Raw genomic sequence first — 26,999 nt, 5'->3', positions numbered from 1 at the left:
GTAAAGGAAACCCGCCGGGGCAGTTACCGGCGGGTTTTCTTCCCACAGCAGTCTTGAGAGCGCGGGGCTTCGCTTCCGCGCGCGCGGCGCCTTTCCCCGATATTCCACTTCCGTTCTGCTAGCCGGAACCTCACACCTTCCGGTAGCTTTGTCCCCGCGAGCGTATCGTGTGGGTAGCTTGATGTCGGAGCAGGGCAACACGTCGGGCCAAAGGCGAGGCTACGCCGGCACGTGGCCGCCGCGTGGGGCGGCGCCGGTCGGCGGTCTCGCGCCCCAGCGTCTTGCGCTGTGGCCGCCGCTGATCGAGACCTTGCGGCAATGGGCGCGCGCGGAGGCGGGGGCGGGGCGTTTGCTGCCCTGGGTGCCCGTCGCCTTCGGCACCGGCATCGCGTTCTATTTTGCCGCCGACCATGAGCCGGTGCTGTCGGTCGCGGCTGTCACCGCCATCGTGCTGTGCGCGGCGGCGTTCTTGCTGCGGCGGCACAAAATGTTTCCGGTCGCCGTGATGATTGCCGCCGTCGCCGCCGGCTTTGCGATTGCGACCTGGAAGACGGCTCGGATCGCGCATGGTGTGCTGGCGCGGCCGATGTTTTCGGTGGCGCTGACGGGATTTGTCGAAACCCGCGACATCCGCGAGCGCACCGACCGTTTTGTACTGCGCGTCGTGACCATGGAGAGCGCGCGCGACGCGACAAAAATCGAACGGGTGCGGCTGTCGGTCAAGAAGGGCACCGCGCCTGACGTGGGCAGCTTTGTCGAATTGAAAGCGCGGCTGTTGCCGCCGATGTCGCCGCTGCGGCCCGGCAGCTACGATTTCGGCCGCGACATGTTCTTCTCCGGCATCGGCGCCTCCGGCTTCGTGATGGGCGCGATCAGGACCGCGGAAGCGCCTGATGGCGGCGGGTGGAAGCTGCGCTATTCGGCGTTCATGCAAGGCATGCGGGATGCGATCGATGCGCGGATCAGGACCACGCTGGAAGGCGACAAGCGCGCGATCGCGACCGCGCTTCTGACCGGCCGGCGCGATGCGATCTCCGAGCCCGTCAATGACGCGATGTTCATCTCCGGCCTTGGCCATGTGCTGTCGATATCAGGCTATCACATGGCTGTCGTCGCGGGCGTCGTGTTCTTTGCGGTACGGGCACTGCTGGCGCTGTTCCCGACGCTCACGGTTGGTTTTTCGATCAAGAAATGGTCGGCGGTGGCGGCACTCGCCGCGTCGGCGTTTTATCTGTTGCTCTCCGGCGCTGAAGTCGCGACCCAGCGTTCGTTCTTCATGACGGCCGTGGTGCTGATCGCGGTCATGGTCGACCGCCGCGCCATCACGTTTCGAACGCTCGCGGTCGCGGCCCTCATTGTCTTGACCATCGCACCGGAGGCGCTGGTGCATCCGAGCTTCCAGATGTCGTTTGCGGCGACCCTCGGACTGGTGGCGCTGGTGCAACTCGGCATGCCGCGCCTGTTCGCGCAGCCGGATCATTCCGCGACGGCGCAGGTGGCGCTGTGGGGCGGCCGCGAGATCACGATGCTGCTCCTGGCCTCATTGGTGGCGGGCCTTGCCACCACGCCTTACGCGGCGTTTCATTTCCACCGGGTGACGCCCTATGGCGTGCTCGCCAATCTCGCGGCGATGCCGGTGGTCTCGGCGCTGGTGATGCCGGCGGGCCTGCTCGGCCTGGTTGCGATGCCGTTTGGTTTTGACGGTGTGTTCTGGGCCATCATGGGCGTCGGCATCGACTGGATGATCGTTGTCACGCAATGGGTCGCGGCCTTGCCGGGCGCGGTTGGTCGTGTGCCGGCGTTCGGCATCGGCCCGCTGATTGCGGCGAGTCTTGGCATCATCCTGCTCGGCTTGTTGCGGACGCCGCTGCGCTATACCGGCGCGGCCGTGGTGCTGGTGGCGGCGGTGTGGGCGGCGAGGGTGCCGCAGCCGGACATCCTGATCTCCGCCGACGGGCGCAATGTCGGTGTCCGCGGCCAGGACGGCAAACTGCATTTGATGCGCGCGGCCAAGGGCGCCGCGAGGGATGGCTTCCTCGTCAAGGAATGGCTGGCGGGGGATGCCGACGCCCGAAAGCCTGCCGATGCCTCGCTCACCGAGGGCGTCTCATGCGACGAGAGCGGCTGCGTGATGCAAGGCGCCGGTGGCGGGTTCGTGGCATTGGCGCTGCGGCCGGAAGCGCTGGCGGATGATTGTGAGCGCGCGGCGCTGGTGGTCACCGCAAGGCAGGCGCCTGCGGCGTGCGGCGCCTCGGTGATCTCTGCGGAGCGTCTGCGGCGGCAGGGCGCCATGGTGCTGCGGCGAAGCGGCAGCGGATTTACCATCGATGCCGTCAAGCTCCGGGGCGTCGATCGTCCATGGTCGCCGGCGATCGCGGGCGAGGGGGACGCGGAGACAACCATCCTCGCGCCGCGCCGTACGGCGCCGCGTGCGGTCGATGCGACCCCGTCGGAAGCGGATCTCCAGGCCGAGGAATAAGGATTCACGTTCCCCGGCGGGGCGCGACCGGCGGCGCGGAATTCAACCGGTGGAAAGCGGTGTCGCCGTGTCCGCCTTCGTTGTTGTGCGCTCGGGAATCGGATGCACCACCGGCAATTGCAGCACGGTGACGCGCTGACCCTCGCAAAGCTGCGTCACCAGCACATGGCTGCCGTCGGGAAATTCGATCGCGTCGTGGTGACGTTCCTTGATATGCGGATCGATGGTGTTGAACTTGCCGACGCGAAAACCGATCGTCCGCGTCCAGATCCAGCGATTGTCGTATTTGACGTCTTGCGCGAAGGCCAGTTCGGTCCCGGGCAGCATGCAGACCGCGACTGCGGGGTCGCGTTCGCTGGCAAAGCCGCGGGTCGAGGTGCCGCGGAAGGTGGTCGATATCAATGTCTCGCCGACCTCAGCAGGACGCGTTGCCATCGCGTGCAAACTATAGTCACACATCGGATCGCTCCCTCGTAAGAGATAGAGACCCGTGCCTCCCTCGAGGCGCTGGCCTCTATCAGAGTGGACTTGAGCAAAGTCTATTCCTGTTCTGGGCAATAGTGCGACGGAAAGGCCGGCGTGCCCGATCACAAACGCGCTACGACGGCTGCGGATCTTCGGGCATCGGCGGCAGCGGCAGTTCGAAGGCGCCGAGATGGAATTGCTCCCTTCCGTCGTCGGCAATCCCGGGCAGCGCGACCAGCGTGAACGCAGCCTCCGGATATTGCTGCCAGATCGCGAGATCTTCCGCCGTCACCATCAGCCAGCCGAACCGGAGCATGTAGCGGCCCGGCTCGGTCACGAGTCCCGCCCTCTGCCAGGTGATCTTGGTGATCATACTGCTGACCACGTCTCGTCCCCCCGGTTTTTGCGTCTTCGAGTTGAAAACGCGTCAAACCAACCATCCTCGCCCGCACAGTTTTTGCCGCATTCTGGGCAATTGTGCGACGCGCGGCCCCACCGTTCTCCGTCAGGGCCGGGTCTTGATCTTGCAGCCAACAACGTGGATGCCCGGCACAAGGCCGGGCATGACGCGCTTACGGATGTCGTTACCGAACAGAAGCGCCCGCGAAAGCGGGCCGCCCTCAGTACTTCCGGTACAGCCCGATCAGCTTGCCCTGAATCCGGACCCGGTTCGGCGGCAGGATGCGGACTTCATAGGAGGTGTTGGCAGGCTCCAGCGCGATCGAGGCGCCGCGGCGGCGGAAGCGTTTCAGGGTGGCTTCCTCCTCGTCGATCAGCGCCACCACGATATCGCCGGTGTCGGCGGTCTCGTTGCGCTGGATCAGCGCCATGTCGCCGTCGAGAATGCCGGCGTCCACCATGGAATCGCCGCGGACTTCGAGCGCGTAATGTTCGCCGGAGCCGAGCATGTCAGGCGGTACGCTGATGGTGTGGCTGCGGGTCTGCAGCGCCTCGATCGGGGTGCCGGCGGCGATCCGGCCCATGACGGGAACGGCGACCGGACGGTTGCCATCGTCCTCGGCGGACGCACTGGCGGCGCGGACCTTGCCGAGCGTGCCTTCGATGACGCTGGGAGTGAAGCCGCGGCGGCCGTTGCCGTTACCGGCGCCCGCAAGCTCGGGCAGCTTGATGACTTCGATGGCGCGGGCACGGTTGGGCAGGCGGCGGATGAAGCCGCGCTCTTCCAGGGCGGTGATGAGGCGGTGGATGCCGGACTTGGAGCGGAGGTCGAGCGCATCCTTCATTTCGTCGAAGGAGGGCGGCACGCCGGCTTCCTTGAGCCGTTCGTTGATGAAACGCAGAAGTTCATACTGTTTGCGCGTAAGCATCTCGAGCAATCCCCCGGTTGGCGCGTCGTAATTCGTGGTCGTTCAGTTCAGTTGCGAGTGCGGTCTCAAATTCGGAAGTCCAAAACTCCCATTTGTAGACACTAGCTCTCGAAACAAATCATGAACGAACACTATATGTTCGATACATGTTCCGCAACCACTTAATTTCAGGTGAACGCGCGCCGACTTCGCCCGAACAGGCCGCCGCGATGCGTCATTCCGGCAGGCGCAGGAACTCGCATGGCGTGCCTTTCGGCAGCGCCGGCGCAAACGGCGGACGTATCAAAAGCGCCCGTGCCGCAGCGAGATTTCCAAGCAGCGACGAGTCCTGGTGGCTCACCGGCACCGCGATCAACGCACCGTCCTCGCGCTCTTCAAGTCGTGCGCGAAGATAGTCTTCGCGCTGGTCGTTGGCGGGGAGATCGCGGCCGAGCAGGGCGGTCTCACGCGCGTGATGGATGGTTTTTCGGCCCGACAGCGCGCGAATCAGCGGCACCAGAAACAGGAAACCACAGACATAGGACGAGACCGGATTGCCGGGCAGGCCGATCACCCGCATCGCCCCGAGGCGCCCGTGCATCATCGGCTTGCCCGGCCGCATCGCGATGCGCCAGAACGCCATGGCCACGCCCTCGGCCTCCAGCGAGCGCTTGACGAGGTCGTGGTCGCCGACCGAGGCGCCGCCCATCGTGATCAGGATGTCGGCGCCCGATGCGCGGGCGCGGCGGATGCCGTCGGTGGTCGCCTCGACCGTGTCGGCGGCGATGCCGAAATCGATGGTCTCGGCGCCCTCGGCCCGCGCCAGCGCGCGCAGCGCATAGCCGTTGGAGTAGACGATCTGGCCGGGGCCCGGGATCGAGCCCGGCATCACCAGCTCGTCGCCGGTGGCGAGCACCGCCACCTTGGGGCGGCTGATCACGGCGAGTTCCGGATAGTTCATGCCGGCGGCGAGCGACAGGTCGCGTTCGGTGAGGCGGCTTCCCCTGGTGAGCAGCACATCGCCCTCGCGGAAATCGGCGCCGGCGGCGCGGATATGCCGTCCCGGTTTGGCGGTTTCCGTGATCGTGACGTGGTCGCCGCTGGCAGCCGTGTCTTCCTGGATGATGACGGCGTCGGCGCCATCAGGGATCACCCCGCCGGTGAAAATCCGGACCGCTTCGCCCGGGCCCACCATGCGCTCGAACGGGCGGCCCGCCGCGACTTCGCCGATCACCTTCAGCCGCGCGGAGAGGTCGGCGGCGTCGGCCGATCGCACCGCATAGCCGTCCATCGCCGACATCGCCTGCGGCGGCTGGGTGCGCTTTGCCGCAAGGTCGCGCGCGAGCACCCGATGCCAGGCCGTGTCGAGTGCGGCCATTTCTTCCGCCAAGGGATCGGCGCCCGCAAGGATCGCGGCCAGTGCATCAACGACCGGCATCAGGGCCACGGCAACACCCTCTCAAATTCCCAGCGCGGCGAGCGCCTTTGCGACGTCATCCGGCCCTGTCACATGTACCGCGGCCAGGCCGCGCGCCCGCGCGCCGTCGATGTTCGCGGCGGAATCGTCGAAGAACACGATGCGGGAGGCGGGAACACCGATCGCCTTGACGACGTGATCATAGGCCGCCGCATCGGGCTTTCGAAGCCCGATCGTCGATGACAGGTAGATTTCGCGGAAATGGCCGAGCACGCCGGCATAGGCCTGGCTGAAATGCACGACATGCGCGTTATTGGTGTTGGAGAAGGCATAAAGCGGCAGGCGTTGTCCGGCGCGCGCCAGCGATGCGGCGATATCGGGCATTTCGCCGGCGAAGATCGCGTTCCAGCCTTCCAGGAACTGGGCGTCCGATATCCCGATGCCGAGTGAGCCACGCAGGCCTGCGAAGAATTCGGCGTCGCTGATCTCGCCCCGCTCGTGGCGATGCCAGGCATCATTGGGCAAGAACCGCTCGACCAGCTGTGCCGGCTCGCAGCCGGCATGGCCGGCCCAATTGGCCACCACCTTGCCGAAGTCGATATCGAGTACGACGCGTCCAAGATCGAACAGGAGCGCGTCGGCGGAGTTGGGGAGAAGCGGGGCGTTCATGCCAGACGTTTACAAAACTGGACCGCTCTGGGCAACGACTGGCTGCAACCAGCAAAATGCTTGTTTTCGCGAGCAACTTCCGCCCAATCCAGCACTTAGGCTGGCGCGGGAGCTGTGCTAAGCGTTTGGCCGGAAAGTCCGGGGAGTGATCGCATGAAAATGATTGGTATCGTGGCTGTGATGGTCTTGCTGGCCGGGCCGGCGTTGGCCCAGCAGGCACCCGTTCAACAATACGGGGAGCCGGACAAGGAAAAGTCGCCGTCGGAGATCGCGGCGGCGAAGGAGGCCGAGCGGGCCTACAAGCGGTCGCTGGGCAATATTCCGGAGCAAAAGAGCACGGATCCCTGGGGAACCGTGCGCAGCGACAATGCCGCCCCGAAAGCCGCAGCCAAGCCGCCCGCGAAGCCGAAGGCAGCCAAAACGGATATCAAGACCGAGACCACCGCAAAACAATAACAGCCGCCCGCCGGCAGCTTGCCGGGACTGGGGTGCCCAGGATTCCAGGAAACCGGCGAGGACGCTAGAATGTCGAACACGCTGCTGTTTTCGCCGGTGACGATCCGCGGCGTTGAGCTGAAGAACCGCATCGTGGTGCCGCCGATGCACCAATATTCCGCCGTGAAGGGGTTTCCGACCGACTGGCACCTGATGAACTCAGGCAAATTCGCCGCCGGCGGGGCCGGGCTTGTCGTCGTCGAGTCGACCAAGGTCGAGCGCCGCGGTTGCGGCACGGTCGGCGATCTCGGCATCTGGGACGACGCCTTTGTCGAGCCGCTTGGCCGCCTCGTTAGATTCATCCATCAGCAGAATGCGGTCGCGGGCATTCAGCTCGGCCATTCCGGGCGCAAGGCGCGCGCGACCCGGCCGTGGGAAGGCGACCGGCCGCTGCAACGGACGCCCGAGATCGAGGATTGGGACGCCTGGTCGCCGGTGGCGCCGAGCGCGATTGCCCATAGCGAGAAATGGCCGGTGCCGAAGGCCCTGGAGCGGAGCGAAGTGAAAGACCTCGTGCAGGCCTGGGGCCAGGCCGCGCGGCGCGCCCATGAGGCCGGCTTCGACGTGCTGGAGCTGCATGGTGCGCACGGCTATCTCGTGCATCAATTTTTGTCCGAGCGATCCAACCAGCGCACCGACGAATATGGCGGCTCCGAGGCCAGCCGGACGCGCTTCATCATCGAGATCACCGAAGCGGTGCGCACGCACTGGCCCGACCACAAGCCGCTGTTCGTGCGCCTGTCGGTGGACGACAACGCCGGATGGGGACCGGAGCAGAGCGCACGGCTGGCAAAAATCCTCAAGGCCAAGGGTGTCGACGTCATCGACTGTTCGTCCGGCGGCATCACCGAGATGGCGCCGATCCTGGGCAAGGAAATCAAGTACAGCTACCAGGTGCCGCTGTCGGACTATGTCAAACGCCACGCCGATATCATGACCATGGCGGTCGGCCTCATCATCCATGGCGACCAGGCCGAGCAGATCCTGCAGGACAAGCAAGCCGATCTGATCGCGGTCGGCCGCGAAATCCTCAACAACCCGAACTGGCCGATGGACGCCGCCCTCAAACTCGGCGTCGAAGGCCCGTTCCGCAACGTGCCCCCACAATTCGGCTATTGGCTGGGCACGCGCGCCAAACGCGGCTTTGGCACGCAGCCGTCGACCTGGCAGAGCGGGCTGAACGAGGCGGGGAAGCTGACCTGAAGCTGGTAGCCCGCATGAGCGCTAGCGATATGCGGGTATCGGAGGTGCGAGAGCCTCGCACATCGCTTCGCTCATCCCGGCTACGCAACAATCCGCTTCACATCCGCTTCTCGAAGAACACACTCGCCGCAATGGATTGCGGCGCTTTCAGCGCGTAATCCCCAAACGCGGAACATTCCCGGAATCCCGTCCGTATATAGAGCCGCATCGCCGCGATCTGGCGCGTTCCTGTCTCCAGGCGCAACATGGGAAGTCCGGCGCCACGCACCTCGTCTTCGATGCGCGCGAGAATCGCGTCGGCGACGCCCTGGCCGCGCGCGTTGCCGCGCACATACATGCGCTTGACCTCGGCATATTCAGGGAAGAGGGCGACGCCGCCGCAGCCCACCGCCACGCCGTGACGTCGCGCGAGGAAGAAGCGGACATGCGGTTGAAAGATCGCATCGATGGGAAAGCCATGCCGCTGCTCCGGCGGATACTCCACCGCGAGCACGGCCTCGAGCTCGCCGATCAGCAGGCGCACCTCATCGGTCGCGGCCAGCGCAACTTCGATCTGCACGTCATCGCCGTTGCTCATCGGTGCTCCCTTTTAGACCCGTACGTTCGCGAGCTTGGCCCGGGCGAGCGAAGCGATATCAGGATTTCTTCAGATTCGTCCTGACAATTGCAACGAGATGCCGAAGATTGCAGGCGGCTTAACGCGATCGATCAAATGTTGAGTAATTGACATTACCGCCCATCCACCATGGCTCAACTAATCCCGTTGTCCTGACGTCTGGCAAGGCAATTTGAACGCGTGAGCTGCTATGTGTCGGCGCGGCTATGAAATACGTTGGCGGCAACAAGGTCACTTGCGCCACGCAGTCTCGATCGAGGAAAATATAATGGTAGATGGTGCCACCGCATCTGAGCCACCCTTCGTCCCCGACGCTCCCCTTCTCGCCGATGCCGCAACGCCTCCCGAGGCCTTCGTTCCCTCCGACGTCTCGATCTTCAGGATGCTGACCGCAGAACAGCGTCAGGAGATCCGGGGTTTCATGCGCGAGCTGGTCATTCTGCGCGGCGAAGAGCTTGTCGCCGAGGGCGACGCGTCGGACGCTTTCTTTGAAGTCGTGCGCGGCGCATTCACGGTGCAGCGCGCGGGCGATGAAGGGCTGATTGCCGAACTGGGGCCGGGCGATCTCATCGGTGAAATCGGCTTTTTTGGAAAGATCCGGCGGACGGCCACCGTAACGGCGATCAGGGATTCCTGTGTTCTCTCATTGTCGCGTGCCGCTTACAACAAAATAGCAATTGAAGCGCCCAGCATCGTTGGTTTCTTGCTTGAGGCGATGGCGCTTCGGGTGGCCGAGACGACGTCGCGCGTCGTTCCCAACCGGCAACTTGCGCGCACGCGAACAATCGTGGTTCTGGAAGGGGGAAGGGAGCCGGTGCCGCCGCAGTTTTACGCGTTGCTGACACAGGCGCTCGGCAACGCGGTGGTTGAGATCGTGACCTCCCAGCGTATCAATCAAATGTTCCCCGGACGGGATCCGGACGATGAAGAGGTAACCGGCTGGCTGCATCGACTGGAGCAGGCATCCGATCTCGTCGCCTATTTTGGCGACCGGGAGCTGACGCGCTGGACCCAGAAATGCATCCGGCAATCCGATCAGGTCCTGTTCGTATGCAGGGGCAGGGCGCCGGATGATTCCCTGACCGAAGTAGAGGCTGCGGCGTCGACCTATCATCGAACCAACGAGCGGCGGCTCGTGCTCGTTCATGATGAGCGAAGCGGTGAAGTGCGTGGCACGGGCGCCTGGTTGAGGCGCATGCCCGTCTTCATGCATCACCACATATCGCTTCAGGACGACATCGATGTACGGAGCCTGGCGCGCTTCCTGCTCGGGCGGGCGATCGGGTTTGTGGCGGCTGGCGGGGGAGGATTGGGTCCGGCGCACCTTGGAATCTACAAGGCGTTTCGCGAACGCGGCGTTGACTTCGATATCTTCGTCGGAACCAGCGTCGGGGCTGCCATGGTCGCCGGCTTCGCCAAGAACCTCGAAGCTGAAGATCTTGATCGAGGCACGGACGATATCTTCGTCAAGAGCCGGAGTTTCAAGCGTCCCACCTGGCCGCGATACTCCCTGCTTGACCACAAGGCCCTCGACCGCGCGCTTGCGGAGGCGCTCGGGGCGGATTGCAACATCGAGGATTGCTGGAAGCCGTTTGCCGCCGTGGCAACCAATCTCTCCACCCAGGCCGGCGAAGTCATTCGTACCGGTTCGCTGTGGCAGGCCGTGCGGGCGTCAGCCTCGATTCCAGGCATCTTGCCGCCGTTCTACACCAAGGATGGCTCGATGCTGGTTGACGGCTGTCTGATCGACAACATCCCGCTTGCGCCGATGCACAATCTGAAGCGCGGGCCCAACCTGGTGGTCCATTTTGGCAAGCAGGAAATCGAACGCTTCGAGGTGGATTACGATGCGCTTCCGGGACGCCTCAAGCTGATTTCCAGTCTGCTGCTGCCGTTTGGCAAAAAGCGCCTGCCAAGGGCGCCATCAGCGGTCAGCGTGCTCTGGCGCAGCCTGCTCGTGCATCAGCGCGTGGATTCGATTCCGGTGGGCCCCGCCGATTTTGTGATGCGTCCGCCGACCATTCCTGGCGCCAAGGTCATGGAGTTCGACAATCACAAGCGTGTTTTCGAAGCGTCCTATCTGTGGGCAAAATCAACGCTTGAAAGCGCGGAAGGCGATCAGCACGCAGCACTGCTCGCGATTCTCTCAAAGGGCTCGCCATTGCGCGCCGCTGCCGGCCGGACGTTCGCCGAGCTGGCCGCAAGCTGAGTTCAGGCGTCGCTTTGACGCGTGCATATCTATCATTTGAATAAAATTTATCCTGTTTTAGGGTTTCACCGCGAAAGCGAACCTGAAACCATTTTCCGTTCCACAGAACTATTCTCTGCAATTCACGAAGTCGTGCAGAAACGCGGCCTCCTTATTCGTCCGTTCCATCGCGTGAATGGAAGCGCAATAAGGAGACGATCATGCAAACGACTTCTGCCGAGACCAGCGCATCGGCCCGAGAGAACGGAATCTCCTGGCTGAACGAGGCCGGCATCGATCTGTCTCAGATGATGCTGCGGCTTGGATGCGCCAGGACGAGCGTGGAACTCGACCACTATCTCAGGAGGTTGCTGCCGGCTCATCGCGAGGTGATTGAACTCGTCGACTTCGCGCTCAAGTCCCTCGAGGAAGCAAGCGAGATCATCGGCCTCCCACAGGCGACGATCAAGACGCGCTTGTTCTACGCTCGCAAGGCGTTGGTCGACGTGGTCAAATATCAGAATATCGAGCCCGTTGCCGCCTAGTGCGCTCCCGGGGAGGGCATGACCTCCTCGACCCCTTCACCAGTATGTTCAGAGGAGCCGGTCATGAATTCGATCGAATGGCGGCATGAAGTGATGGTTGTGGATTGCGACTCTCCCGCGCTCGCACCAATGCTCCAGGGCGAAGCGCTCGACGTCGCCGCGGCCTTCGTAGCCACGACAGCCGCGGCGGTTTTCGAGATTGTGCGGTTGCGGACCGGTAAGTCGGTCGTGATCCGCTTGCTTGAACCAGATGACCGCGAAGCGCTGCAGGCCTACTTCGAGGCGCTGTCGCCGGCCGCGCGGCGTAACCGGTTCACCGGCGCAAGCCATGGCCCCACGGATCGGGATCTCGATTTGTTGTTTCGGTCCAGCGCGGATAGTCGCTTCGCTGTGGTCGCCGTCATGACGGTGAATGGCGTCGAAACGATCGTCGCCGAGGCCTGCTATGCGTTCGATCGGGCAACCGGCGGCCTGGAGTTCGGCGTTTCCGTCCACGATGAGCATCGGGGCTGCAGCATCGGTTCTGCATTGCTTTCAAATCTCGAGCGCCTCGCGGCGGCATTCGGCGCCCGCCATATCTTTGGTGATACGCTGCGGACCAACAATGAGATGCAGGCGCTTGCGCGCAAGGCAGGCTTTTCCTTCTCCAATACGCCGGGCAATTGGTGCGAGCGCCGCATGGTGAAGCCGTGTTTGGCGGCGTTGGGCACGATGCTTGGCGGCGTCATGCCGGGGTTCGGGGCGGCCGGAAAGCTGTCTGTCGCCTGATCCGATGCGATCGGCTTGAAGCAGGCCAGCCGCCGCGATGGTCGCGAAGGCCGTTCGGGCCTGCGTGCAATGACGCCTGGGCGCGACAAAACGACCCGACGGGCAAATCAGTTCTGATTTACGGAAATCGTGTCAAGCCCCAAAATAAAAAATATTTCTGTTTACCAGAAGGGAAATCAGGTGCATATCTTTGCCCATCCCGTCCTACTCAGAAGGGCGTCGGCCGTCGTCACGGACGTTGGGCGGGTTGCGGTGGACGCTTGTTTGCGCTGAGACGACGGCGCGGACGGGCGTACGGCAAAACCGTGTGGTCCTGGCGCCCGTTGCAGGCGTCAAGCTGTCGGAGAAGCGCAAGCGGGAACGGCAGCGACGGAGTCAACCAAGAACTCGTCTCCGGGGAGATCACGGCATAAGCCGTAAAGCCATTGCGCAGGGAAGGCCGGGTGTTCTCCGCTGCCCTGTATGCTCGTGTGCAGCTTTCTTTGCACTATTCGCACACGAGACCGCGGGTGCAGCGCGCACCCGGTCTTCCCTGCGCCCTCTTGATGAGAGGGCAAGGAAATTTCTGGCAAACCTCGGGCGCAATGCGCCGCGAGATCGCGAAGCTATGTCCACGTCGTCCCGGCGAAGGCCGGGACCCATAACCCCGGCGAGAAGTTTTGCGAATGGTCTCGGCTACCGAGGCTTTATCGAGAGATCACGCGGTATGGGTCCCGGCCTTCGCCGGGACGACGAGAGACATAATTGCTGCCTCGCTCGAATGACGTCGAAGCGGTTATGGAATCAACACCCTTACGTCCCGCAGAACGTCTGCAGCACGCGCTGCTCCGGCTGTGGCGGATCGGCATAGCCGGCAAACTCCGGCTGGTCCTCGAACGGCTTTGCCAGCACGCCCAGCAACTCCTCGAACGGCGCGTAATCGTTGTTATTCATCGCGGCCTGGATCACGGCTTCGACGCGATGGTTGCGCGGGATGAAGGCCGGGTTGACCTTGCGCATCGCGGCATGTCGTTCCGCCGCCGATTGCGGTTCGTCAGCAATACGCTGCCGCCAGCGCGCCGCCCACTCATCGAACGCCGCGAGATCGAGGAACTGGGCCCTGACGCTGTCGTCGTTGGCATCAAGCGCGGCGTCGGCGAGGCGGCGGAAGGTGAGGGTGAAGTCGGCCTGGTTCTTGGCCATCGCATCGAGCAGGTCCTGCACCAGCGCCTCGTCGCCGTCACGCTGATCGAACAGGCCGATCTTGGCGCGCAGTCCGGCCTGATAGGCGCTGGTGAATTTTTCGGCGAATTCGCCGAGGATGAATTGCGCCTGTTCGATCGCCTTGTCCTTGTCGTCGGAAAACAGCGGCAGCAGGCATTCGGCCAGCCGCGTCAAATTCCACAGCGCGATCTGCGGCTGGTTGGCGTAGGCGTAGCGGCCCATCTCGTCGATCGAGGAGAACACCTGCGCGGGGTCGTAATGGTCCATGAACGCGCACGGGCCGTAGTCGATGGTCTCGCCCGAGATCGAGGAATTGTCGGTGTTCATGACGCCATGGATGAAGCCGACCAGAAGCCAGCGCGCGACCAGTTCGGCCTGCCGCGCCACCACGCCTTCCAGCAGCGCGTGATAGGGGCGCTCAGCCTTGGCGGCCTCCGGATAGTGGCGCGCAATCGCGTGGTCGGCGAGCTGGCGCACGCCGTCGGTGTCGCCGCGCGCGGCGAAGAACTGGAAGGTGCCGACCCGGATATGGCTCGCGGCGACGCGGGTCAGCACCGCGCCGGGCAACATGGTCTCGCGCTGCACGCGCTCGCCGGTGATGACGGCCGCGAGCGAGCGCGTCGTCGGAATGCCGAGCGCGAACATCGCTTCGCTGACGATGTACTCCCGCAGCACCGGGCCAAGCGCGGCGCGGCCATCGCCGCGGCGGGAAAACGGCGTCGGGCCGCTCCCCTTGAGCTGGATGTCGCGGCGGACGCCGTCGGCGTCGATGACTTCGCCGAGCAGGATGGCCCTTCCGTCGCCGAGCTGCGGGACGAAATGCCCGAACTGGTGGCCGGCATAGGCCATCGCGATCGGATCGGCGCCGTCGGGGACGCGTTTGCCAGCCAGGATCTCGGCGCCCTCAGGGCCGGAAAGCACCTCCGGATCGAGGCCGAGATGGACGGCCAGCGCCCGGTTCAGCTTGATCAGCCGGGGGGCCGCCACAGGGGTGGGCGCCACGCGGGCGAAAAAGTTCGCCGGCAGCGTCGCATAGGTGTTCTGGAACGGGAAATGGACGGTCATGACCACAAAGATAGGCGCGCCCGGGGGATAGGCAAAGGGCTCACGCCCGATAGGTTCGAAATGCCGCTTTTTGGGCCAAAACAGGGGCCGCCACTGGTTGCCGCGCCTGACCTCGTCGGGTAAACCCTGCCGCAGCTCGGGCAGGCCTTGTTCCCCGATTCTTGTCTTGATTCTGGCCCTCGATTCGAACTCCAATATCAGTTTTTGGGATTTCCATGCATCGCTACCGGTCACATACATGCGGCGCGCTCCGCGACAGCCACATCGGCGAAACCGTTCGCCTCTCGGGCTGGTGCCACGTCATCCGCGACCATGGCGGCGTGCTGTTCATCGACCTGCGCGACCATTACGGCATCACCCAGTGCGTGGCCGACAAGGACTCGCCGGCGTTTGCTGAAGTCGAAAAGTTCCGCTCGGAGTGGGTGGTGCGGATCGACGGCAAGGTGCGCCATCGTCCCGAAGGCACTGTCAATGCCGAATTGCCGACCGGCAAGATCGAGATCTATGTCAGCGCGGTCGAAGTGCTGGGGCCTGCCGGCGAGCTGCCGCTGCCGGTCGCTGGCGAGCAGGAATATCCTGAGGACATAAGGCTTAAGTACCGTTTCCTCGACCTGCGTCGCGAGAAACTGCACCAGAACATCATGACCCGCGGCGCGATCGTCGATTCCATGCGCAAGCGGATGAAGGAGCAGGGCTTCTTCGAATTCCAGACCCCGATCCTGACCGCGTCCTCGCCCGAAGGCGCGCGCGACTTCCTGGTGCCGTCGCGGATTCATCCGGGCAAATTCTACGCGCTGCCGCAGGCGCCGCAGCAGTACAAGCAGCTCCTGATGATGTCGGGCTTCGACCGCTACTTCCAGATCGCGCCGTGTTTTCGCGATGAGGACCCGCGCGCCGACCGACTGCCGGGCGAGTTCTATCAGCTCGACGTCGAGATGAGCTTTGTCGAGCAGGAAGACGTGTTCGCGTCGATGGAGCCGGTGATTACCGGCGTGTTCGAGGAGTTTGCAAAAGGCAAGCCGGTGACAAAAGGCTGGCGGCGGATTCCGTTCGCCGAAGCCCTGAAGAAATACGGCAGCGACAAGCCGGATCTGCGCAATTCGATCGAGATGCAGGATGTCTCCGAGCACTTCCGCGGCTCCGGCTTCAAGGTGTTCGCGCGGATGCTGGAAGACCCGAAGAACCAGGTCTGGGCGATCCCCGGACCCGGCGGTGGGTCACGCGCGTTCTGCGACCGGATGAACTCCTGGGCGCAAGGCGAGGGCCAGCCCGGCCTCGGCTACATCATGTGGCGCGAGGGCGGCGAGGGCGCGGGGCCGCTGGCGAACAACATCGGCCCGGAACGGACGGCCGCGATCCGGAGCCAGCTCGGGCTGAAGGAGGGCGATGCAGCCTTCTTCGTCGCCGGTGATCCGGAAAAATTCTGGAAGTTCTCTGGTCTCGCGCGCACGAAAGTCGGCGAGGAGTTGAACCTGATCGACAAGGACCGGTTCGAGCTCGCCTGGATCGTCGACTTCCCGATGTACGAGTATGACGAGACTGAGAAAAAGGTCGACTTCTCGCACAACCCGTTCTCGATGCCGCAAGGCGGCCTCGATGCGCTCAACGGGCAGGACCCGCTGACCATCAAGGCGTTCCAGTACGACATCGTCTGCAACGGCTACGAGATCGCCTCCGGCGGCATCCGCAACCACAAGCCCGAGGCGATGGTGAAGGCGTTCGAGATCGCGGGCTATGGCGAGAAGGATGTCGTCGAGCGGTTCGGCGGCATGTACCGCGCGTTCCAGTACGGTGCCCCGCCGCATGGCGGCATGGCGGCCGGCGTCGATCGCATCGTGATGCTGCTCTGCGGCACCACCAACCTGCGCGAGATCTCGCTGTTCCCGATGAACCAGCAGGCCGTCGACCTGCTGATGGGCGCGCCGTCTGACGTCGCGATCAAGCAGCTGCGCGAACTGCACATCCGGCTCAACCTGCCGGACAAGGGCTAGCGTAGGGTTAGAGTCCCGTCGAAGCCTCGATCCGGAATTGCGCCAGCGCCAGCAACGGGTCGGCGTTCATGTGCTGGTTGAGCTGCTGGAGCGGCAGCTTGCCGCGCGGCGTGAGTTTGACATTCAACGTTTGCCGCGGCGTCTCGACAAAGCGAGCGACGGCGTCCAGCGCCGCGAGCACGTCGGGATAGCCCGCGGCCGGTTCGCGGGCCGACCGGATCATGTCGACGATAGCGCTCCGCGCCGCCTCGCGGCTCACGTCCTGAAGGCGGGCATATTGGGCAACCGCGATGTCGACCGCGCCGGTGTCGCGCAGCACGAACTCGAGCGGGCCGGCCTCGATCTGCTCGGCCATTGCCGCCGCCTGCACCGGGTTGAGCGTGAACACCCCGCGAGGCACGTTGGTGAGCGACAGCCGCGCATTTGCCTTGAGGAGCCCGCCCAGTTCGAGCGACACCGGCTCCAGTGCGAACGTCTTCGTCGCCTCCGTCCAAACAGCGCCGACGTCATTATCGATGACTGCCTTGTCGAGGCCAGCCGCGATCAGCGCCTTCAGCATTGGATCGGAGGCGTCGAGAGGCGTCGTCATCCTGGTGGTCATGCGGACCTTGGTCGGGATCGGGCCGACAAACTGCCCCCAGTCCAGGCTGAACTGTTCGATGCTGACCTGCTTGCCGGTGTTCTTGAAGGGGGCCACCAGTCCCCTGAGTTCAGCGCCCCCGATCAGCGGAATCATGTCGAGCGCCTTGTCGGGCGGCGGCGGCGAACCGGCGAACTGCGCCGACAGCCGCAGCAGATTGGCGACGTCGAGGGATTTGAGGGCAAAGCGACCAAGCTTGACCGGCCCTTCGGGAGCGCGGCCATCGACGCCTTCGATCGCGAATTCGTTGACCTTGCCATTGTCCAGATCGAGCCGCATCGCCGACAGCTTGATGGGGCCCTGCGGGGTCTCCACCGAGAACCCGCGCATCTCGGCATTGCCGATCCGCATGCCCTCGTACAGCTTGGCCACCTTCTCGATCAGCGCGCGCGCCTGCGCCGGCGTTGGCGGCGCGGCGCCGGGCGCAGGTATCATCGCCAGCAGATCCGGCACTTGCATGCGCGAGGGCCGCAAGCCCAGATCATCGATCGTGATGCCATCGATCCGCATGTTGAGGCCTTGCGCGGAGGTGACGACATAGGGCCCCGTCGTGATCTGGCGGTAGGCGCGGTAATATTGGTCGTCGCTGGCCTTCTGCGGATCGAACATCGCGGCCACCGCGCGGCTGTCGATGTCGTAGCCCGCGATATTGGCGAGGTTGCCGGTGAGCTTGTCGGGCTTGCCCCCCGCGCCTTGGGCGTTGACGGTGAACACCGCACCATCGATCTTGGCGCTGGCGACCTTGCCGTCCTTGATGTCCTGCATCGCAAGGCCCGTATACGCGACCTCGCCACCGCCCGGCGTGGCAAGGCCGGAGTTGATGGTTCCGGTCAGGCTGGGGGCCGTGATCGACGCCGCCGTGACGCCTGCGAACTGCTCGAGTACGGACCGGTAGACGTCGGCAAAAGACGACGAAGCCGGCAGCCGCTGGAGGCTGGCGGGGCCGGAATAGTCCTTCACAATGATCCGCGGCACCTTGTAGGCGAGGCTCAGAGCCGCCTGCGGGGCCATGGCCGCGCCGATCTCGACATCGGTGATGTCGATGTTCTCGGCGGAGAAGCGCGCCGCGTCCGGCTGGCTGACGCCAGAGGCCGTGAGGCTGCCGATCTTGACGCTGGTCGGGTGTTGCGCCGCCGATTGAGCCGCGATCTCGGCGATCGTGACCGTACGGCTCAGCAGGTCGAACGACACCTTGCCATGGCTCGCCTTGCCTCCCGCCGCGCGAATCTGTTCAAGCGCGGCGTCGACCTCGCTGGCTATCCGATGCTGGGTATAGAACTGAAAGCCGAAGAAACCTCCCACCGCGATCACGATTGCGGCAACCAGGCCGCTCAGAACCTTTACCATTCGGGCAGCTCCGGTTGCCGGTTGGGCGGAAGGCAATTTGCCGTTGTCGGTCGAATGACCGGGGATGGGGAGGGGTCATGGTACCGGGTTCGATCGTTTGCGTCGATCCGCCAGCCCCTGCGCCCTGTTGATGGGGGCGCCATCAGCTGTTGCATCCAAGCGGTTGCGCGTGCTTCACATCCGGCTCAATCTGCCGGCAATCTGACCTCGTCCGGACGTGGCGAAGAAACAAAAGATCGGGACCGGAAACGCGGGAGTATGCATGTCGTCTTATTCTGAAGATCTCCATTCCGCGGCACTGGCGTACCATCGGCTGCCGCGGCCCGGTAAGCTGGAAATCCAGGCCACCAAGCCGCTCGCCAACCAGCGCGACCTGGCACTGGCCTATTCGCCGGGCGTTGCGGCCGCCTGTACCGAAATCGCCAACAATCCGGCTGAAGCGGCGACCCTGACTGCCCGCGCCAACCTGGTCGCCGTGGTCTCCAACGGGACGGCCGTGCTCGGCCTCGGCAATATCGGCCCGCTGGCGTCGAAGCCGGTCATGGAAGGCAAGGCGGTCCTGTTCAAGAAATTCGCCGGGATCGACGTCTTCGACATCGAGATCGCCGCCGACACGATCGAGCGCGTGGTCGAGACGGTGGCGGCGCTGGAGCCGACCTTCGGCGGCATCAACCTGGAAGACATCAAGGGGCCGGAGTGCTTTGAGATCGAGGCGCAGCTCAAGGCGCGCATGAAGATCCCGGTGTTTCACGACGACCAGCATGGCACCGCCATCATCGTCGCTGCGGCGATCACCAACGCGCTGCTGCTGAACGGCAAGAAGCTCGCCGACGTCAAGATCGTTTGCTCAGGCGCCGGTGCAGCCGCGATCGCCTGCCTCAATCTTCTGGTGTCGCTCGGCGCGCAACACAAGAACATCTGGGTCTGCGATATCGACGGCGTCGTACACGAGGGCCGCAACACGCTGATGGACCGCTGGAAGGCGGTTTATGCGCAGAAGACCAGCGCGCGCGTGCTAGCCGACGTGATCGGCGGCGCCGATATTTTCCTCGGCCTATCCGCGCCCAACGTGCTGAAGCCGGAAATGGTCAAGGCGATGGCGGATCAGCCGCTGGTCATGGCGCTGGCCAATCCGAATCCGGAAATCATGCCGGACGAAGCACGCAAAGCCCGCCCCGACGCGATGATCTGCACCGGGCGAAGCGACTTCCCGAACCAGGTCAACAACGTCCTGTGCTTCCCGTTCATCTTCCGCGGCGCGCTCGACGTCGGCGCCACCGGCATCAACGAGGAAATGAAGCACGCCGCGGTGGACGCGATCGCACAGCTCGCCCGCGATCCGCCGTCGGACGCGGTGGCGCAGGGCTTTGACAGCAGCGAAACCCAGGGCTTTGGACCGGGCTCGCTGATCCCGAGCCCGTTCGATCCGCGCCTGATCCTGCGCATCGCGCCGGCGGTCGCCAAGGCCGCAATGGATTCCGGCGTGGCGACACGGCCAATCAAGAATTTCGACGAGTACACCATGCTGTTGGAGCGCTTTGCGTTCCGCTCCGGCCTCGTCATGAAGCCGGTATTCGCCAAGGCGAAGTCCCAGCCGGTGCGGGTGATCTACGCCGAGGGCGAGGATGAGCGCGTGCTTCGCGCCACCCAGGTCGTGCTCGAAGAGAAACTGGCGCGGCCGATCCTGGTCGGGCGGCCGTCGGTGGTCGAAGCCCGGATCAAGCGGTTCGGGCTTTCGATCAAGGCCGGGCAGGACTTCGACCTCGTCAATCCTGAGGACGATCCGCGCTACCGCTCCTACGTCCAGACCTATATCGATGTCGCCGGAAGGCGCGGCGTCACGCCTGAGGCCGCGCGCACCGTGGTTCGCACCAACGCCACCGTCATCGCAGCACTGGCGGTGGTTCGCGGCGAGGCCGACGCCATGATCTGCGGCGTCGAGGGCCGCTATATGAGCCATCTGCGCCATGTCCGGGAAATCGTCGGCTTCCTGCCGGGCGTCAGCGATTTTGCGGCATTGTCGATGATGATCACCAGCAAGGGCTCCTATTTCATAGCCGACACGCAGGTGAGGCCCAATCCGAGCGCCGAGGAATTGGCCGAGGTGGCGTCGCTGGCGGCGATCCACGTGCAGCGCTTCAACATGAAGCCCCGCGTTGCCTTCGTGTCACATTCGGACTTTGGCAGCTATGATACCGAGTCGTCGCGCAAGATGCGTCTCGCCACCGCATTGCTGCAGGCAAAGCACCCTGAGATCGAGGCAGATGGTGAAATGCAGGGCGATACCGCGCTATCGGCGGCTGCGCGCAAGCTCGTGCTGCCGCATTCGAAGCTGGAAGGCGATGCCAACATCCTGATCATGCCGAATCTCGATACCGCCAACGTCGCCTACCAGATGATCAAGACGCTGGCGGATGCGCTGCCGGTAGGGCCGATCCTTATCGGCCCGGCGCGCCCGGCGCATATCCTTACCCCGGGGGTGACCGCGCGCGGCATTCTCAACATGACGGCGGTTGCCGCCGTCGAGGCCCAGGAGCGTGCCGGCCGTGCGCAACCGACTCTGTTCGGCTAGTTGATGTCGACGGGTTCTAACGCGGATGGTTTCGATTTGATCGTTTGAAAAGCAGGGGCGAAACGCTCATAATCGCCTTGCGCGACCGCTTGTGACATTGCATTGCCATCCAGTGAGGCCGACCCATGCCAGCGTTCTTTACTTTCGGGCGAGTTTTGTTCGCCGTGCTCTTCATCTACACGGGAGCGACCAAGCTCTTCGGCATCCAGCAGACGGCGGATTTTATCGCGTCCAAGGTGACCATTCCCACGCTGCTCGCGCCCTATACCTCGCAGCTCGAAACCATCACGGGCATGCCGACGCCGCAATTGCTGGCGCTTTCGATTGGCGGGTTCGAGATCATCGCCGGGCTGATGATCGCGGTTAATTTCGGCGCACGGTTCTTTGCGATCCTTTTGATCTTCTTCGTGCTGACCGCCACCTTCTATTTCCACGATTTCTGGAATCAAGCCTCGCCCGAGAACGCCAAGACGCTGATCGACGCGTTGAAGAATCTGTCGATCGTCGGCGCCCTGTTCATGATCGCGGGCTACGGCCGCGGGCCGCGGTCGTCGGAACCTGCCTACGACGTCTAGACTAGAGCGGCGGACGTGTGTTCAGGTCCGCCGCCACGGCGTGACGGTGACGTCAGCCGCCGGGTCGAGTATTTTCGGTTGTCCGGCGCGTAATCCGTGCGACGCCAACACCTGCTGCGGCGAGCGCGCGGGCACCCCGGGGAAGCAGGGCTCGCCGTCCGGCAGCCGCACGTGCGGGGCCTGTGACAGCCAGAATACGTCGTAGCGGTCCATGAACATGCCGAACACGTAGGGGCCGCCGATCACGGCGACCGTGCCGGCGCGTATTCCGGTCTGCTCGCAGACGGCCTCAAAGGAGGCGCCAGCCGGATTCCACAGCGTGGCGTTGGCATTGGATGGATCGGGCGCAATCGTGCGAACCTTTCGCGTCAGGATCAGCCGCCTGCGCCGCGGCGAGTTCGGCTGGTCTTCGTAGGAATTGCGGCCGTGCAGGATCAGGTCGGCGCGGTCGAGGGCGGCCGTGAAGAACTGCTTGTCGCCCTCGAATTTCAAATCGTCAGGCATGACATTGCTGGCGTTCGCCAGCATGCCGTCCGCCGAGACGATAACGTAGCCTTCGATGCGCAGCGCCGGCATGGACTTGTCGCCGAGTCGAAGCCGATTATTCCGAGATCGTCTGCACGACGCTGGAAACCGGGCGCGAACTCACCGTCGGCAGTTTGGCGTCTTTCAGTAGACTCTCGTCAAATTGCGGGAGGGTCTGTATTGGCGCCTTGGCGCGCATCGCCACCACCTTGTAGCCGCCAGCCTTCAGCTTCTTCAGGAGCTCGGGCAGGGCTTCCGCGGTGTGTTTCTGGAAGTCGTGCATCAGGATGATGCCCTTGCCGAGCTTGTCGACCTTGCGCATCACCGTCTCGATGATTTTCTCCGGCTTGCTTGCCTTGAAATCGAAGGAGTCGAGATCGCAGGAGAAAATCGCGATGTTGCGCGTGCCGAGATAGGTGACGATTTCCGGCGGGTGCTGCAGCGCCGGAAAGCGGAAGAACGGCGCCGGCGAGGTGCCGCCCAATGCCCACTTGACGGCGCTAAAACCTTTCTCAATCTCTTCCTTGCGCTGATCCTCGCTTAGCTTCTTGTTGACCAGGGCGGCGTGCGACCAGGTGTGCGAACCGACCGCGTGGCCGGCCGCGTAGACCTGCTTGAGAATTTCCGGATAATAGGTGGCGTGCTTGCCGATCGGGAAGAAGATGCCGGTGGTGCATTCCTCGGCGAGCGTCTTCAGCACCGAGGGCGTATTCACCGGCCACGGGCCGTCGTCGAACGTCAAGACGACTTCCTTGTCGCGCAGGAAATCCAGATCCTTGAAATGCTCGAAGCCGAAGCCGGGGCCGCCTGTTGTGTCGATCTCGACGGTGCGGCCGACGCCGAGTGCGTTCGGGTTGGTGCAAGGAGGCCGGGCCGGAGCGGCCGCGGCCTTTGGGGCAGGAGCTGCCTGAGGCGCGGCGGCAGCGGGTGCTGGAGCGGCCGCCGGGGGCGCAGCGGCGCCCTTGGCTGGCGGCGTCTGCGACCAGGCCGCGCTCGAGGTCAACAACGAAACCGCGCCTGCAAAGATCAACCCTGCCGCAATACGCATCTTGTTTTCCTTAAATGATCCCGCGTCCGATGCCGGCTTTGCCGTCGTTCGGCCGCTTCCCGCCCCAACGCACAATAGCCTAGTTGCAGCGGCCTCGCCAAGGCAACGGCGGTCATACAGGGCCGCCGATTTGTCGCCGAACCGGTTAATTCAGGGGATTATTCCCGCTGTTTCCACGCATTGCCCGCAAGCGACCCGTTAGCCGCTTCGTTCGGAAACACCTTGTGCGAGCGACCGCGCAATCGCGGTCTTCACCCGCGTATCCGAGGGGTCGACGGATTCCGGGAAGACTTCGGCGATATAGCCGTCGCGGCCGATTAGATATTTGTGAAAGTTCCAGCGCGGAACATCCTTTGGCCGTGCTTCTGCTGCCCATTTGTAGAACGGATGCGCATTCGGCCCTTTGACGATGGCCTTGGCCGATATCGGGAAGGTCACGCCGTAATGGTGCTGTGCGGTCGCTGCGATTTCGGTCGCGCCGCCGGGTTCCTGGCCGCCGAAATCGTTGGAGGGAACGCCGACGATCATCAGGCCGCGGTCGCTGAACTGCGTCCACAATTCCTGCAGCCCCTTATATTGCGGCGTGAAGCCACAAAGCGAGGCGGTGTTGACGATCAGGAGCGGACGGCCGGCATATTCCGAAAGCCTGATATCGCCGCCGGCCAATCCGCCAAACGAAAACGCGTAGGCAGTGATCCGGCTCATGCCGGCCTGCGCGTTGGCGATCCGGGCCGAGCCGATGCCCGCAATGGCGGCCAGCGTTGCCGTCATCATGGTTCTGCGGTCGATCATGGACGGCCTCGCGCGAAATTCATCGGCGCAAAGCATAGCAGAGCCGGTGAACCGGCGCCGCTCAACAAGCTGTTATGGCGAGTTAGCGCAAGGGAACGATGAAGTCGGTGCCTTCGCCGGTTTCGCCTGTATTGATGCCGTGATCGGACACCACGATCGAGCCGCCCGTCGTCAGGGCCTCGGTGATGCGCGCCATCGCTTCCGGTGGCACGCTGATGCGGTCCAGTGCTTCGGCCGGGCTGTTCGACGCCGGTGCCGGCTTGGCCTCGGCCGGGGCTCCGCCGGCGACCTTGCGCCGCCGCGAGGCGCGCTCGTCTTCTTCCTTGAGGGCCGCGTTGCGGGCGGTCACCGGCAGTGACACCACCGACCAGCGCAGGAGATTGGGATCGTTCTTGTCGACTTCCGCCGTGAACACATGCGTGCCCAGCATCCGCTCGCTTGGCGCGATCGTCACGGGCACGTCGAACAGCGGCGTGAAATTCTGCCGCACGTAAAGCTTGCCATCCTTGCGGCTGACAAACACTGCGATCTGCCCGGTGCGCTTCGGTTCCGGCTTCGCCGCGGCCTTCTCGACGCCTGGCAGGCGCGACGGATCCTTCTTCACATCGCGCGCGACGGCAGGTGCATCGGCGATCGCCTTGACGGGCTCTGCCGGTTTCCCCGCTGCCTTTGGTGCTTCAGTTTTCGTTGTATCGACCTTGGGCGCGTCCACCTTGAGCGTCCCGGTTTTCACCTCGTCCGACTTCGCCTCATCCGGTTTCACGTCAGCCGATTTGGCCTCGACCGGGGTGTCGCTGGCGGAGATTTCGCTCTTGGTCGTGTCGCCTGTCTCAAACGATTTGACCTCGGCCGTTGCAGCATCCGACGGTTTGGACTCGGACGATGTCACTTCGGCCGGCTTCCTGTCGGTGGACGCGCCGTCGGCGCTTTTGGCGGGCTCTGCCTCAGCGTCCGATTTCACCGGCTCGGACTTCGCAGCATCGCCGGACACCGGCAGTCTGCTCGCCGAGGACGAAGCATCGGACATCGTAGCGGCATTGGCCGCCGGCATGGCTCCGCGGGCATCTGCAGTGTGGGTTCGTTCGCGCAACGGCGTCCGATCGGGGCTGCCGTGACCGACGGTCGAACGCAATTCCAGGCTCGCTTCGGACTGCGCGGGCTTGATTGCCGATCCAGCGTCCGCGCCCTTGTCAGATTTAACCGCCGGCGCGTCCGACATCGGCTCGTCGGCGGCCACAGGTTGCGCTACGACCTTCTGCGCCACCAATAGCGGGTGCGAGAAACTCGAAGGCGTCATTTCGCCGGGCGTGACGATGACCCGGGCGCCCATCTTGGTCCAGTTCCACATCTTCGCGGCAAAGGCCATCGGCAAACGGATGCAGCCGTGCGACGCCGGATAGCCGGGCAGGGCGCCGGCATGCATCGCGACACCCGACCAGGTGATGCGCTGCATAAAGGGCATCGGCGCGCCACTGTAGATGTTGGAGTGGTGCATCTTGTGCTTCTGGATGATGCTGAACACGCCCATCGGGGTCGGATGGCTTTTCGTGCCAGTCGACACCGGACTTTCCGCGAAGATTCCGTTGGCGTCGTAGACCCTGACCTTTTGCTGGTTGATCGAGATCGCGATGATCAGGGGGCCCTGCGGCTTGGCGCTGATTTCCTTTTCGGCGGCCATCATAGCCTTCGAGGGCTTGCGGGCGCGCTGCTTGCGCGGCTGGGCTGACGGTGCCGGCCGGTAGAAGCTGGGGTCGGAATCCTGCCAATAATACAGGGCGGCGTCGGCATGGGAGGAGGCGCCGATGGTGCCTGCGGCAACCAGAATAGCTATTTGCCAAAATCGCTGGTTCGCACTGCTTACGCTCGTACTATTCAACCCAAAAAGCCGATGCCCGCTCACGCCCAAATTCCCTGAGTCCAGATCGTTCGAATCCGATGTTCCGATGATCATTTGTTGTTGCAGACGCGAAAAGCGTTCACCAGCTTAAGCCCTCTAAACCCGCGCTTTTCGCCGCAAGCGTAGCAAAAAAGCCTCACATTCCGTTAAACGCGAGCTCCCCCGCTCCGTTCCTCAGCCTTCCTGTGCGGCATTTGCACATTACATAACCGGTGGGTCCTTCAGCGGAGATAGAAATGACATTCAAGGCCATCGGTAAGTGTGACAAGTCATGGAGAAATCTGGCCTTGGGCGTGTCGTTGGCGGTGTTGGCCGCGGTGGTGTGGCATGCCGGCCCGGCCTTTGCCGCCGACGAGCCGGACCTGATTTTTCGCCGCTCCACCGTGTTCAAATGGCTGAGCCCAAATGACAAGCTTGCGACCTACGGCGTCGACGATCCCGAGGTCGACGGAGTGGCCTGCCATTTTACGGTACCGGAGAAGGGCGGTTACAAGGGCTGGCTCGGGCTTGCCGAGGAAGTTTCAGATATTTCACTGGCTTGCCGCCAGATCGGGCCGATCCGGTTCAAGGGCAAGATGTCCCAGGGCGACGACATGTTTCGCCAGCGCCGTTCGCTATTCTTCAAGAAAATGCAGATTGTCCGCGGCTGCGACCCCAAGCGGAACGTGCTGGTCTACATGGTATATTCGGACCGGCTGATCGAGGGGTCACCCAAGAACTCGACATCTTCGGTGCCGGTCATGCCTTGGGGAGCCGCCGACGCCGCGGTGCAGAAATGTGGCGAGTTCGTCCATTAGTGGTCCGGGCTAGGCAGCTATCCCGGAGCTTACCGTTTCACCGGATTGGGATGTGGGCGGACCTCTGAGCAGTCCTTGTTTTCAGGGCCCCTGGCCTTGGGCTCGTGGCAGCCGACCAGCCGCACAAACTTTTGCGGCGAGCACTGATTGTCGCCCATGATCGGTGCGCCCTGCTGCGACATCGCACCAGCCATCTGTTGCTGGCCGGATTTGCGGGGCGAGGATTGATTGCCAACACTGATGTTGCCATTGCCCACGACGGCTATCCTTTGTTGGATTATGAGAGAGAACAACGCCGAACCAACGGGAAAAGTTGCACGGGTGTTTGCTTGAGTCGGTCGGACCGACGCTTCGGTTCACAGTTGAGTTTGCTGCGCTGCGGCCTATTCACCAGA

23 protein-coding genes are annotated in these 26,999 nt (G+C 63.8%); 10 read left to right on the top strand and 13 right to left on the bottom strand.

From position 1 onward, the window contains the following. Positions 1–181: 181 nt before the first annotated feature. Complete coding sequence (locus JQ597_RS01940; protein WP_212262344.1) at positions 182–2,479, top strand: ComEC/Rec2 family competence protein; 2,298 nt, start codon at positions 182–184, stop codon at positions 2,477–2,479. A 42-nt stretch (positions 2,480–2,521) separates the two neighbouring features. Here the strand turns inward: JQ597_RS01940 and JQ597_RS01935 are convergent, their stop codons facing one another. From JQ597_RS01935 to JQ597_RS01915, 5 genes are all read right to left on the bottom strand, one after another. Beyond that, complete coding sequence (locus JQ597_RS01935) at positions 2,522–2,938, bottom strand: hypothetical protein (protein ID WP_212262341.1); 417 nt, start codon at positions 2,936–2,938, stop codon at positions 2,522–2,524. Between the two features lie 139 nt (positions 2,939–3,077). Beyond that, positions 3,078–3,317, bottom strand: a complete 240-nt coding sequence (locus tag JQ597_RS01930; protein ID WP_212262479.1) for a hypothetical protein — start codon at positions 3,315–3,317, stop codon at positions 3,078–3,080. A 247-nt stretch (positions 3,318–3,564) separates the two neighbouring features. Beyond that, a complete protein-coding gene (gene lexA / locus JQ597_RS01925; protein ID WP_212262339.1) occupies positions 3,565–4,272 on the bottom strand; it encodes a transcriptional repressor LexA in 708 nt (235 codons plus the stop codon). 214 nt (positions 4,273–4,486) lie between these two features. Next, positions 4,487–5,698, bottom strand: a complete 1,212-nt coding sequence (locus JQ597_RS01920; RefSeq protein WP_212262336.1) for a molybdopterin molybdotransferase MoeA — start codon at positions 5,696–5,698, stop codon at positions 4,487–4,489. A 12-nt stretch (positions 5,699–5,710) separates the two neighbouring features. Further along, positions 5,711–6,337 (bottom strand): HAD family hydrolase, encoded by a 627-nt coding sequence (locus JQ597_RS01915; protein WP_212262333.1) that lies wholly within the window; start codon positions 6,335–6,337, stop codon positions 5,711–5,713. A gap of 153 nt (positions 6,338–6,490) precedes the next feature. Here JQ597_RS01915 and JQ597_RS01910 point away from each other — a divergent pair, with 153 nt between their 5' ends. After that, positions 6,491–6,793 (top strand): hypothetical protein, encoded by a 303-nt coding sequence (locus JQ597_RS01910; protein ID WP_212262330.1) that lies wholly within the window; start codon positions 6,491–6,493, stop codon positions 6,791–6,793. Positions 6,794–6,862: 69 nt separating this feature from the next. Further along, positions 6,863–8,035 carry an NADH:flavin oxidoreductase/NADH oxidase gene (locus JQ597_RS01905; protein ID WP_212262327.1) on the top strand — a complete coding sequence of 391 codons (1,173 nt, stop codon included), beginning with the start codon at positions 6,863–6,865 and terminating at the stop codon, positions 8,033–8,035. A gap of 97 nt (positions 8,036–8,132) precedes the next feature. On the opposite strand, the gene JQ597_RS01900 is transcribed toward JQ597_RS01905, so the two are convergent. After that, complete coding sequence (locus JQ597_RS01900) at positions 8,133–8,612, bottom strand: GNAT family N-acetyltransferase (RefSeq protein ID WP_212262324.1); 480 nt, start codon at positions 8,610–8,612, stop codon at positions 8,133–8,135. Positions 8,613–8,919: 307 nt separating this feature from the next. On the opposite strand from JQ597_RS01900, the gene JQ597_RS01895 reads away from it, so the two are divergent. The 3 genes from JQ597_RS01895 (at position 8,920) to JQ597_RS01885 (ending at position 12,152) form a co-directional block, all read left to right on the top strand. Then, a complete protein-coding gene (locus JQ597_RS01895) occupies positions 8,920–10,860 on the top strand; it encodes a cyclic nucleotide-binding and patatin-like phospholipase domain-containing protein (RefSeq protein ID WP_212262321.1) in 1,941 nt (646 codons plus the stop codon). Positions 10,861–11,060: 200 nt separating this feature from the next. Next, entirely contained in the window at positions 11,061–11,384 is a 324-nt protein-coding gene (locus JQ597_RS01890; RefSeq protein WP_212262318.1) for a sigma factor-like helix-turn-helix DNA-binding protein, read from the top strand. Between the two features lie 63 nt (positions 11,385–11,447). Continuing rightward, the gene (locus JQ597_RS01885) at positions 11,448–12,152 is read left to right on the top strand and encodes a GNAT family N-acetyltransferase (RefSeq protein ID WP_212262316.1); all 705 of its coding nucleotides are present in this window, start codon (positions 11,448–11,450) and stop codon (positions 12,150–12,152) included. 792 nt (positions 12,153–12,944) lie between these two features. On the opposite strand, the gene JQ597_RS01880 is transcribed toward JQ597_RS01885, so the two are convergent. Beyond that, on the bottom strand, positions 12,945–14,420 hold the full coding sequence (locus tag JQ597_RS01880; protein WP_212262313.1) for a protein adenylyltransferase SelO: 1,476 nt from the start codon (positions 14,418–14,420) through the stop codon (positions 12,945–12,947). Positions 14,421–14,635: 215 nt separating this feature from the next. Between JQ597_RS01880 and aspS the strand changes: the two genes are divergently transcribed. Beyond that, positions 14,636–16,411 carry an aspartate--tRNA ligase gene (gene aspS / locus JQ597_RS01875; protein ID WP_212262310.1) on the top strand — a complete coding sequence of 592 codons (1,776 nt, stop codon included), beginning with the start codon at positions 14,636–14,638 and terminating at the stop codon, positions 16,409–16,411. Between the two features lie 7 nt (positions 16,412–16,418). Here aspS and JQ597_RS01870 read toward each other — a convergent pair whose 3' ends face one another. After that, positions 16,419–18,398 carry an aq_1923 C-terminal domain gene (locus JQ597_RS01870; RefSeq protein ID WP_212262308.1) on the bottom strand — a complete coding sequence of 660 codons (1,980 nt, stop codon included), beginning with the start codon at positions 18,396–18,398 and terminating at the stop codon, positions 16,419–16,421. Positions 18,399–18,660: 262 nt separating this feature from the next. On the opposite strand from JQ597_RS01870, the gene JQ597_RS01865 reads away from it, so the two are divergent. Both JQ597_RS01865 and JQ597_RS01860 read left to right on the top strand, forming a co-directional pair. After that, positions 18,661–20,970, top strand: a complete 2,310-nt coding sequence (locus JQ597_RS01865) for an NADP-dependent malic enzyme (RefSeq protein WP_212262306.1) — start codon at positions 18,661–18,663, stop codon at positions 20,968–20,970. Positions 20,971–21,095: 125 nt separating this feature from the next. Continuing rightward, on the top strand, positions 21,096–21,545 hold the full coding sequence (locus JQ597_RS01860) for a DoxX family protein (protein ID WP_212262303.1): 450 nt from the start codon (positions 21,096–21,098) through the stop codon (positions 21,543–21,545). A gap of 21 nt (positions 21,546–21,566) precedes the next feature. On the opposite strand, the gene JQ597_RS01855 is transcribed toward JQ597_RS01860, so the two are convergent. From JQ597_RS01855 to JQ597_RS01840, 4 genes are all read right to left on the bottom strand, one after another. Next, a complete protein-coding gene (locus JQ597_RS01855; protein ID WP_212262301.1) occupies positions 21,567–22,121 on the bottom strand; it encodes a dihydrofolate reductase family protein in 555 nt (184 codons plus the stop codon). Positions 22,122–22,146: 25 nt separating this feature from the next. Beyond that, positions 22,147–23,118, bottom strand: coding sequence for a polysaccharide deacetylase family protein (locus tag JQ597_RS01850; RefSeq protein WP_212262298.1), 972 nt, complete (start codon positions 23,116–23,118; stop codon positions 22,147–22,149). Positions 23,119–23,316: 198 nt separating this feature from the next. After that, entirely contained in the window at positions 23,317–23,910 is a 594-nt protein-coding gene (locus JQ597_RS01845; RefSeq protein WP_212262296.1) for a glutathione peroxidase, read from the bottom strand. An 82-nt stretch (positions 23,911–23,992) separates the two neighbouring features. Then, positions 23,993–25,786 carry a L,D-transpeptidase gene (locus tag JQ597_RS01840; RefSeq protein ID WP_249147150.1) on the bottom strand — a complete coding sequence of 598 codons (1,794 nt, stop codon included), beginning with the start codon at positions 25,784–25,786 and terminating at the stop codon, positions 23,993–23,995. A 257-nt stretch (positions 25,787–26,043) separates the two neighbouring features. Here JQ597_RS01840 and JQ597_RS01835 point away from each other — a divergent pair, with 257 nt between their 5' ends. Further along, on the top strand, positions 26,044–26,604 hold the full coding sequence (locus tag JQ597_RS01835; protein ID WP_212262290.1) for a CreA family protein: 561 nt from the start codon (positions 26,044–26,046) through the stop codon (positions 26,602–26,604). 29 nt (positions 26,605–26,633) lie between these two features. On the opposite strand, the gene JQ597_RS01830 is transcribed toward JQ597_RS01835, so the two are convergent. Then, positions 26,634–26,861, bottom strand: coding sequence for a hypothetical protein (locus JQ597_RS01830; protein ID WP_312017276.1), 228 nt, complete (start codon positions 26,859–26,861; stop codon positions 26,634–26,636). Positions 26,862–26,999 lie beyond the last annotated feature (138 nt).

Origin of the sequence: Bradyrhizobium sp. AUGA SZCCT0177 (assembly GCF_018130125.1) — a bacterium.
Taxonomy (GTDB): domain Bacteria; phylum Pseudomonadota; class Alphaproteobacteria; order Rhizobiales; family Xanthobacteraceae; genus Bradyrhizobium.
Note: the sequence above shows the minus strand (reverse complement) of the source record. Positions and strands in the feature narration are given on the sequence as shown.

What these genes read in the sequence shown, in the direction of transcription:
- JQ597_RS01890 (WP_212262318.1), top strand. Translation starts at nt 11,061, where the DNA reads ATGCAAACGACTTCTGCCGAGACCAGCGCATCGGCCCGAGAGAACGGA.
- lexA (WP_212262339.1), bottom strand. Translation starts at nt 4,272, where the DNA reads ATGCTTACGCGCAAACAGTATGAACTTCTGCGTTTCATCAACGAACGG.
- aspS (WP_212262310.1), top strand. Translation starts at nt 14,636, where the DNA reads ATGCATCGCTACCGGTCACATACATGCGGCGCGCTCCGCGACAGCCAC.
- JQ597_RS01905 (WP_212262327.1), top strand. Translation starts at nt 6,863, where the DNA reads ATGTCGAACACGCTGCTGTTTTCGCCGGTGACGATCCGCGGCGTTGAG.
- JQ597_RS01940 (WP_212262344.1), top strand. Translation starts at nt 182, where the DNA reads ATGTCGGAGCAGGGCAACACGTCGGGCCAAAGGCGAGGCTACGCCGGC.
- JQ597_RS01865 (WP_212262306.1), top strand. Translation starts at nt 18,661, where the DNA reads ATGTCGTCTTATTCTGAAGATCTCCATTCCGCGGCACTGGCGTACCAT.
- JQ597_RS01915 (WP_212262333.1), bottom strand. Translation starts at nt 6,337, where the DNA reads ATGAACGCCCCGCTTCTCCCCAACTCCGCCGACGCGCTCCTGTTCGAT.
- JQ597_RS01895 (WP_212262321.1), top strand. Translation starts at nt 8,920, where the DNA reads ATGGTAGATGGTGCCACCGCATCTGAGCCACCCTTCGTCCCCGACGCT.
- JQ597_RS01850 (WP_212262298.1), bottom strand. Translation starts at nt 23,118, where the DNA reads ATGCGTATTGCGGCAGGGTTGATCTTTGCAGGCGCGGTTTCGTTGTTG.
- JQ597_RS01900 (WP_212262324.1), bottom strand. Translation starts at nt 8,612, where the DNA reads ATGAGCAACGGCGATGACGTGCAGATCGAAGTTGCGCTGGCCGCGACC.
- JQ597_RS01860 (WP_212262303.1), top strand. Translation starts at nt 21,096, where the DNA reads ATGCCAGCGTTCTTTACTTTCGGGCGAGTTTTGTTCGCCGTGCTCTTC.
- JQ597_RS01910 (WP_212262330.1), top strand. Translation starts at nt 6,491, where the DNA reads ATGAAAATGATTGGTATCGTGGCTGTGATGGTCTTGCTGGCCGGGCCG.
- JQ597_RS01935 (WP_212262341.1), bottom strand. Translation starts at nt 2,938, where the DNA reads ATGTGTGACTATAGTTTGCACGCGATGGCAACGCGTCCTGCTGAGGTC.
- JQ597_RS01835 (WP_212262290.1), top strand. Translation starts at nt 26,044, where the DNA reads ATGACATTCAAGGCCATCGGTAAGTGTGACAAGTCATGGAGAAATCTG.
- JQ597_RS01885 (WP_212262316.1), top strand. Translation starts at nt 11,448, where the DNA reads ATGAATTCGATCGAATGGCGGCATGAAGTGATGGTTGTGGATTGCGAC.
- JQ597_RS01855 (WP_212262301.1), bottom strand. Translation starts at nt 22,121, where the DNA reads ATGCCGGCGCTGCGCATCGAAGGCTACGTTATCGTCTCGGCGGACGGC.
- JQ597_RS01880 (WP_212262313.1), bottom strand. Translation starts at nt 14,420, where the DNA reads ATGACCGTCCATTTCCCGTTCCAGAACACCTATGCGACGCTGCCGGCG.
- JQ597_RS01930 (WP_212262479.1), bottom strand. Translation starts at nt 3,317, where the DNA reads ATGATCACCAAGATCACCTGGCAGAGGGCGGGACTCGTGACCGAGCCG.
- JQ597_RS01845 (WP_212262296.1), bottom strand. Translation starts at nt 23,910, where the DNA reads ATGATCGACCGCAGAACCATGATGACGGCAACGCTGGCCGCCATTGCG.
- JQ597_RS01870 (WP_212262308.1), bottom strand. Translation starts at nt 18,398, where the DNA reads ATGGTAAAGGTTCTGAGCGGCCTGGTTGCCGCAATCGTGATCGCGGTG.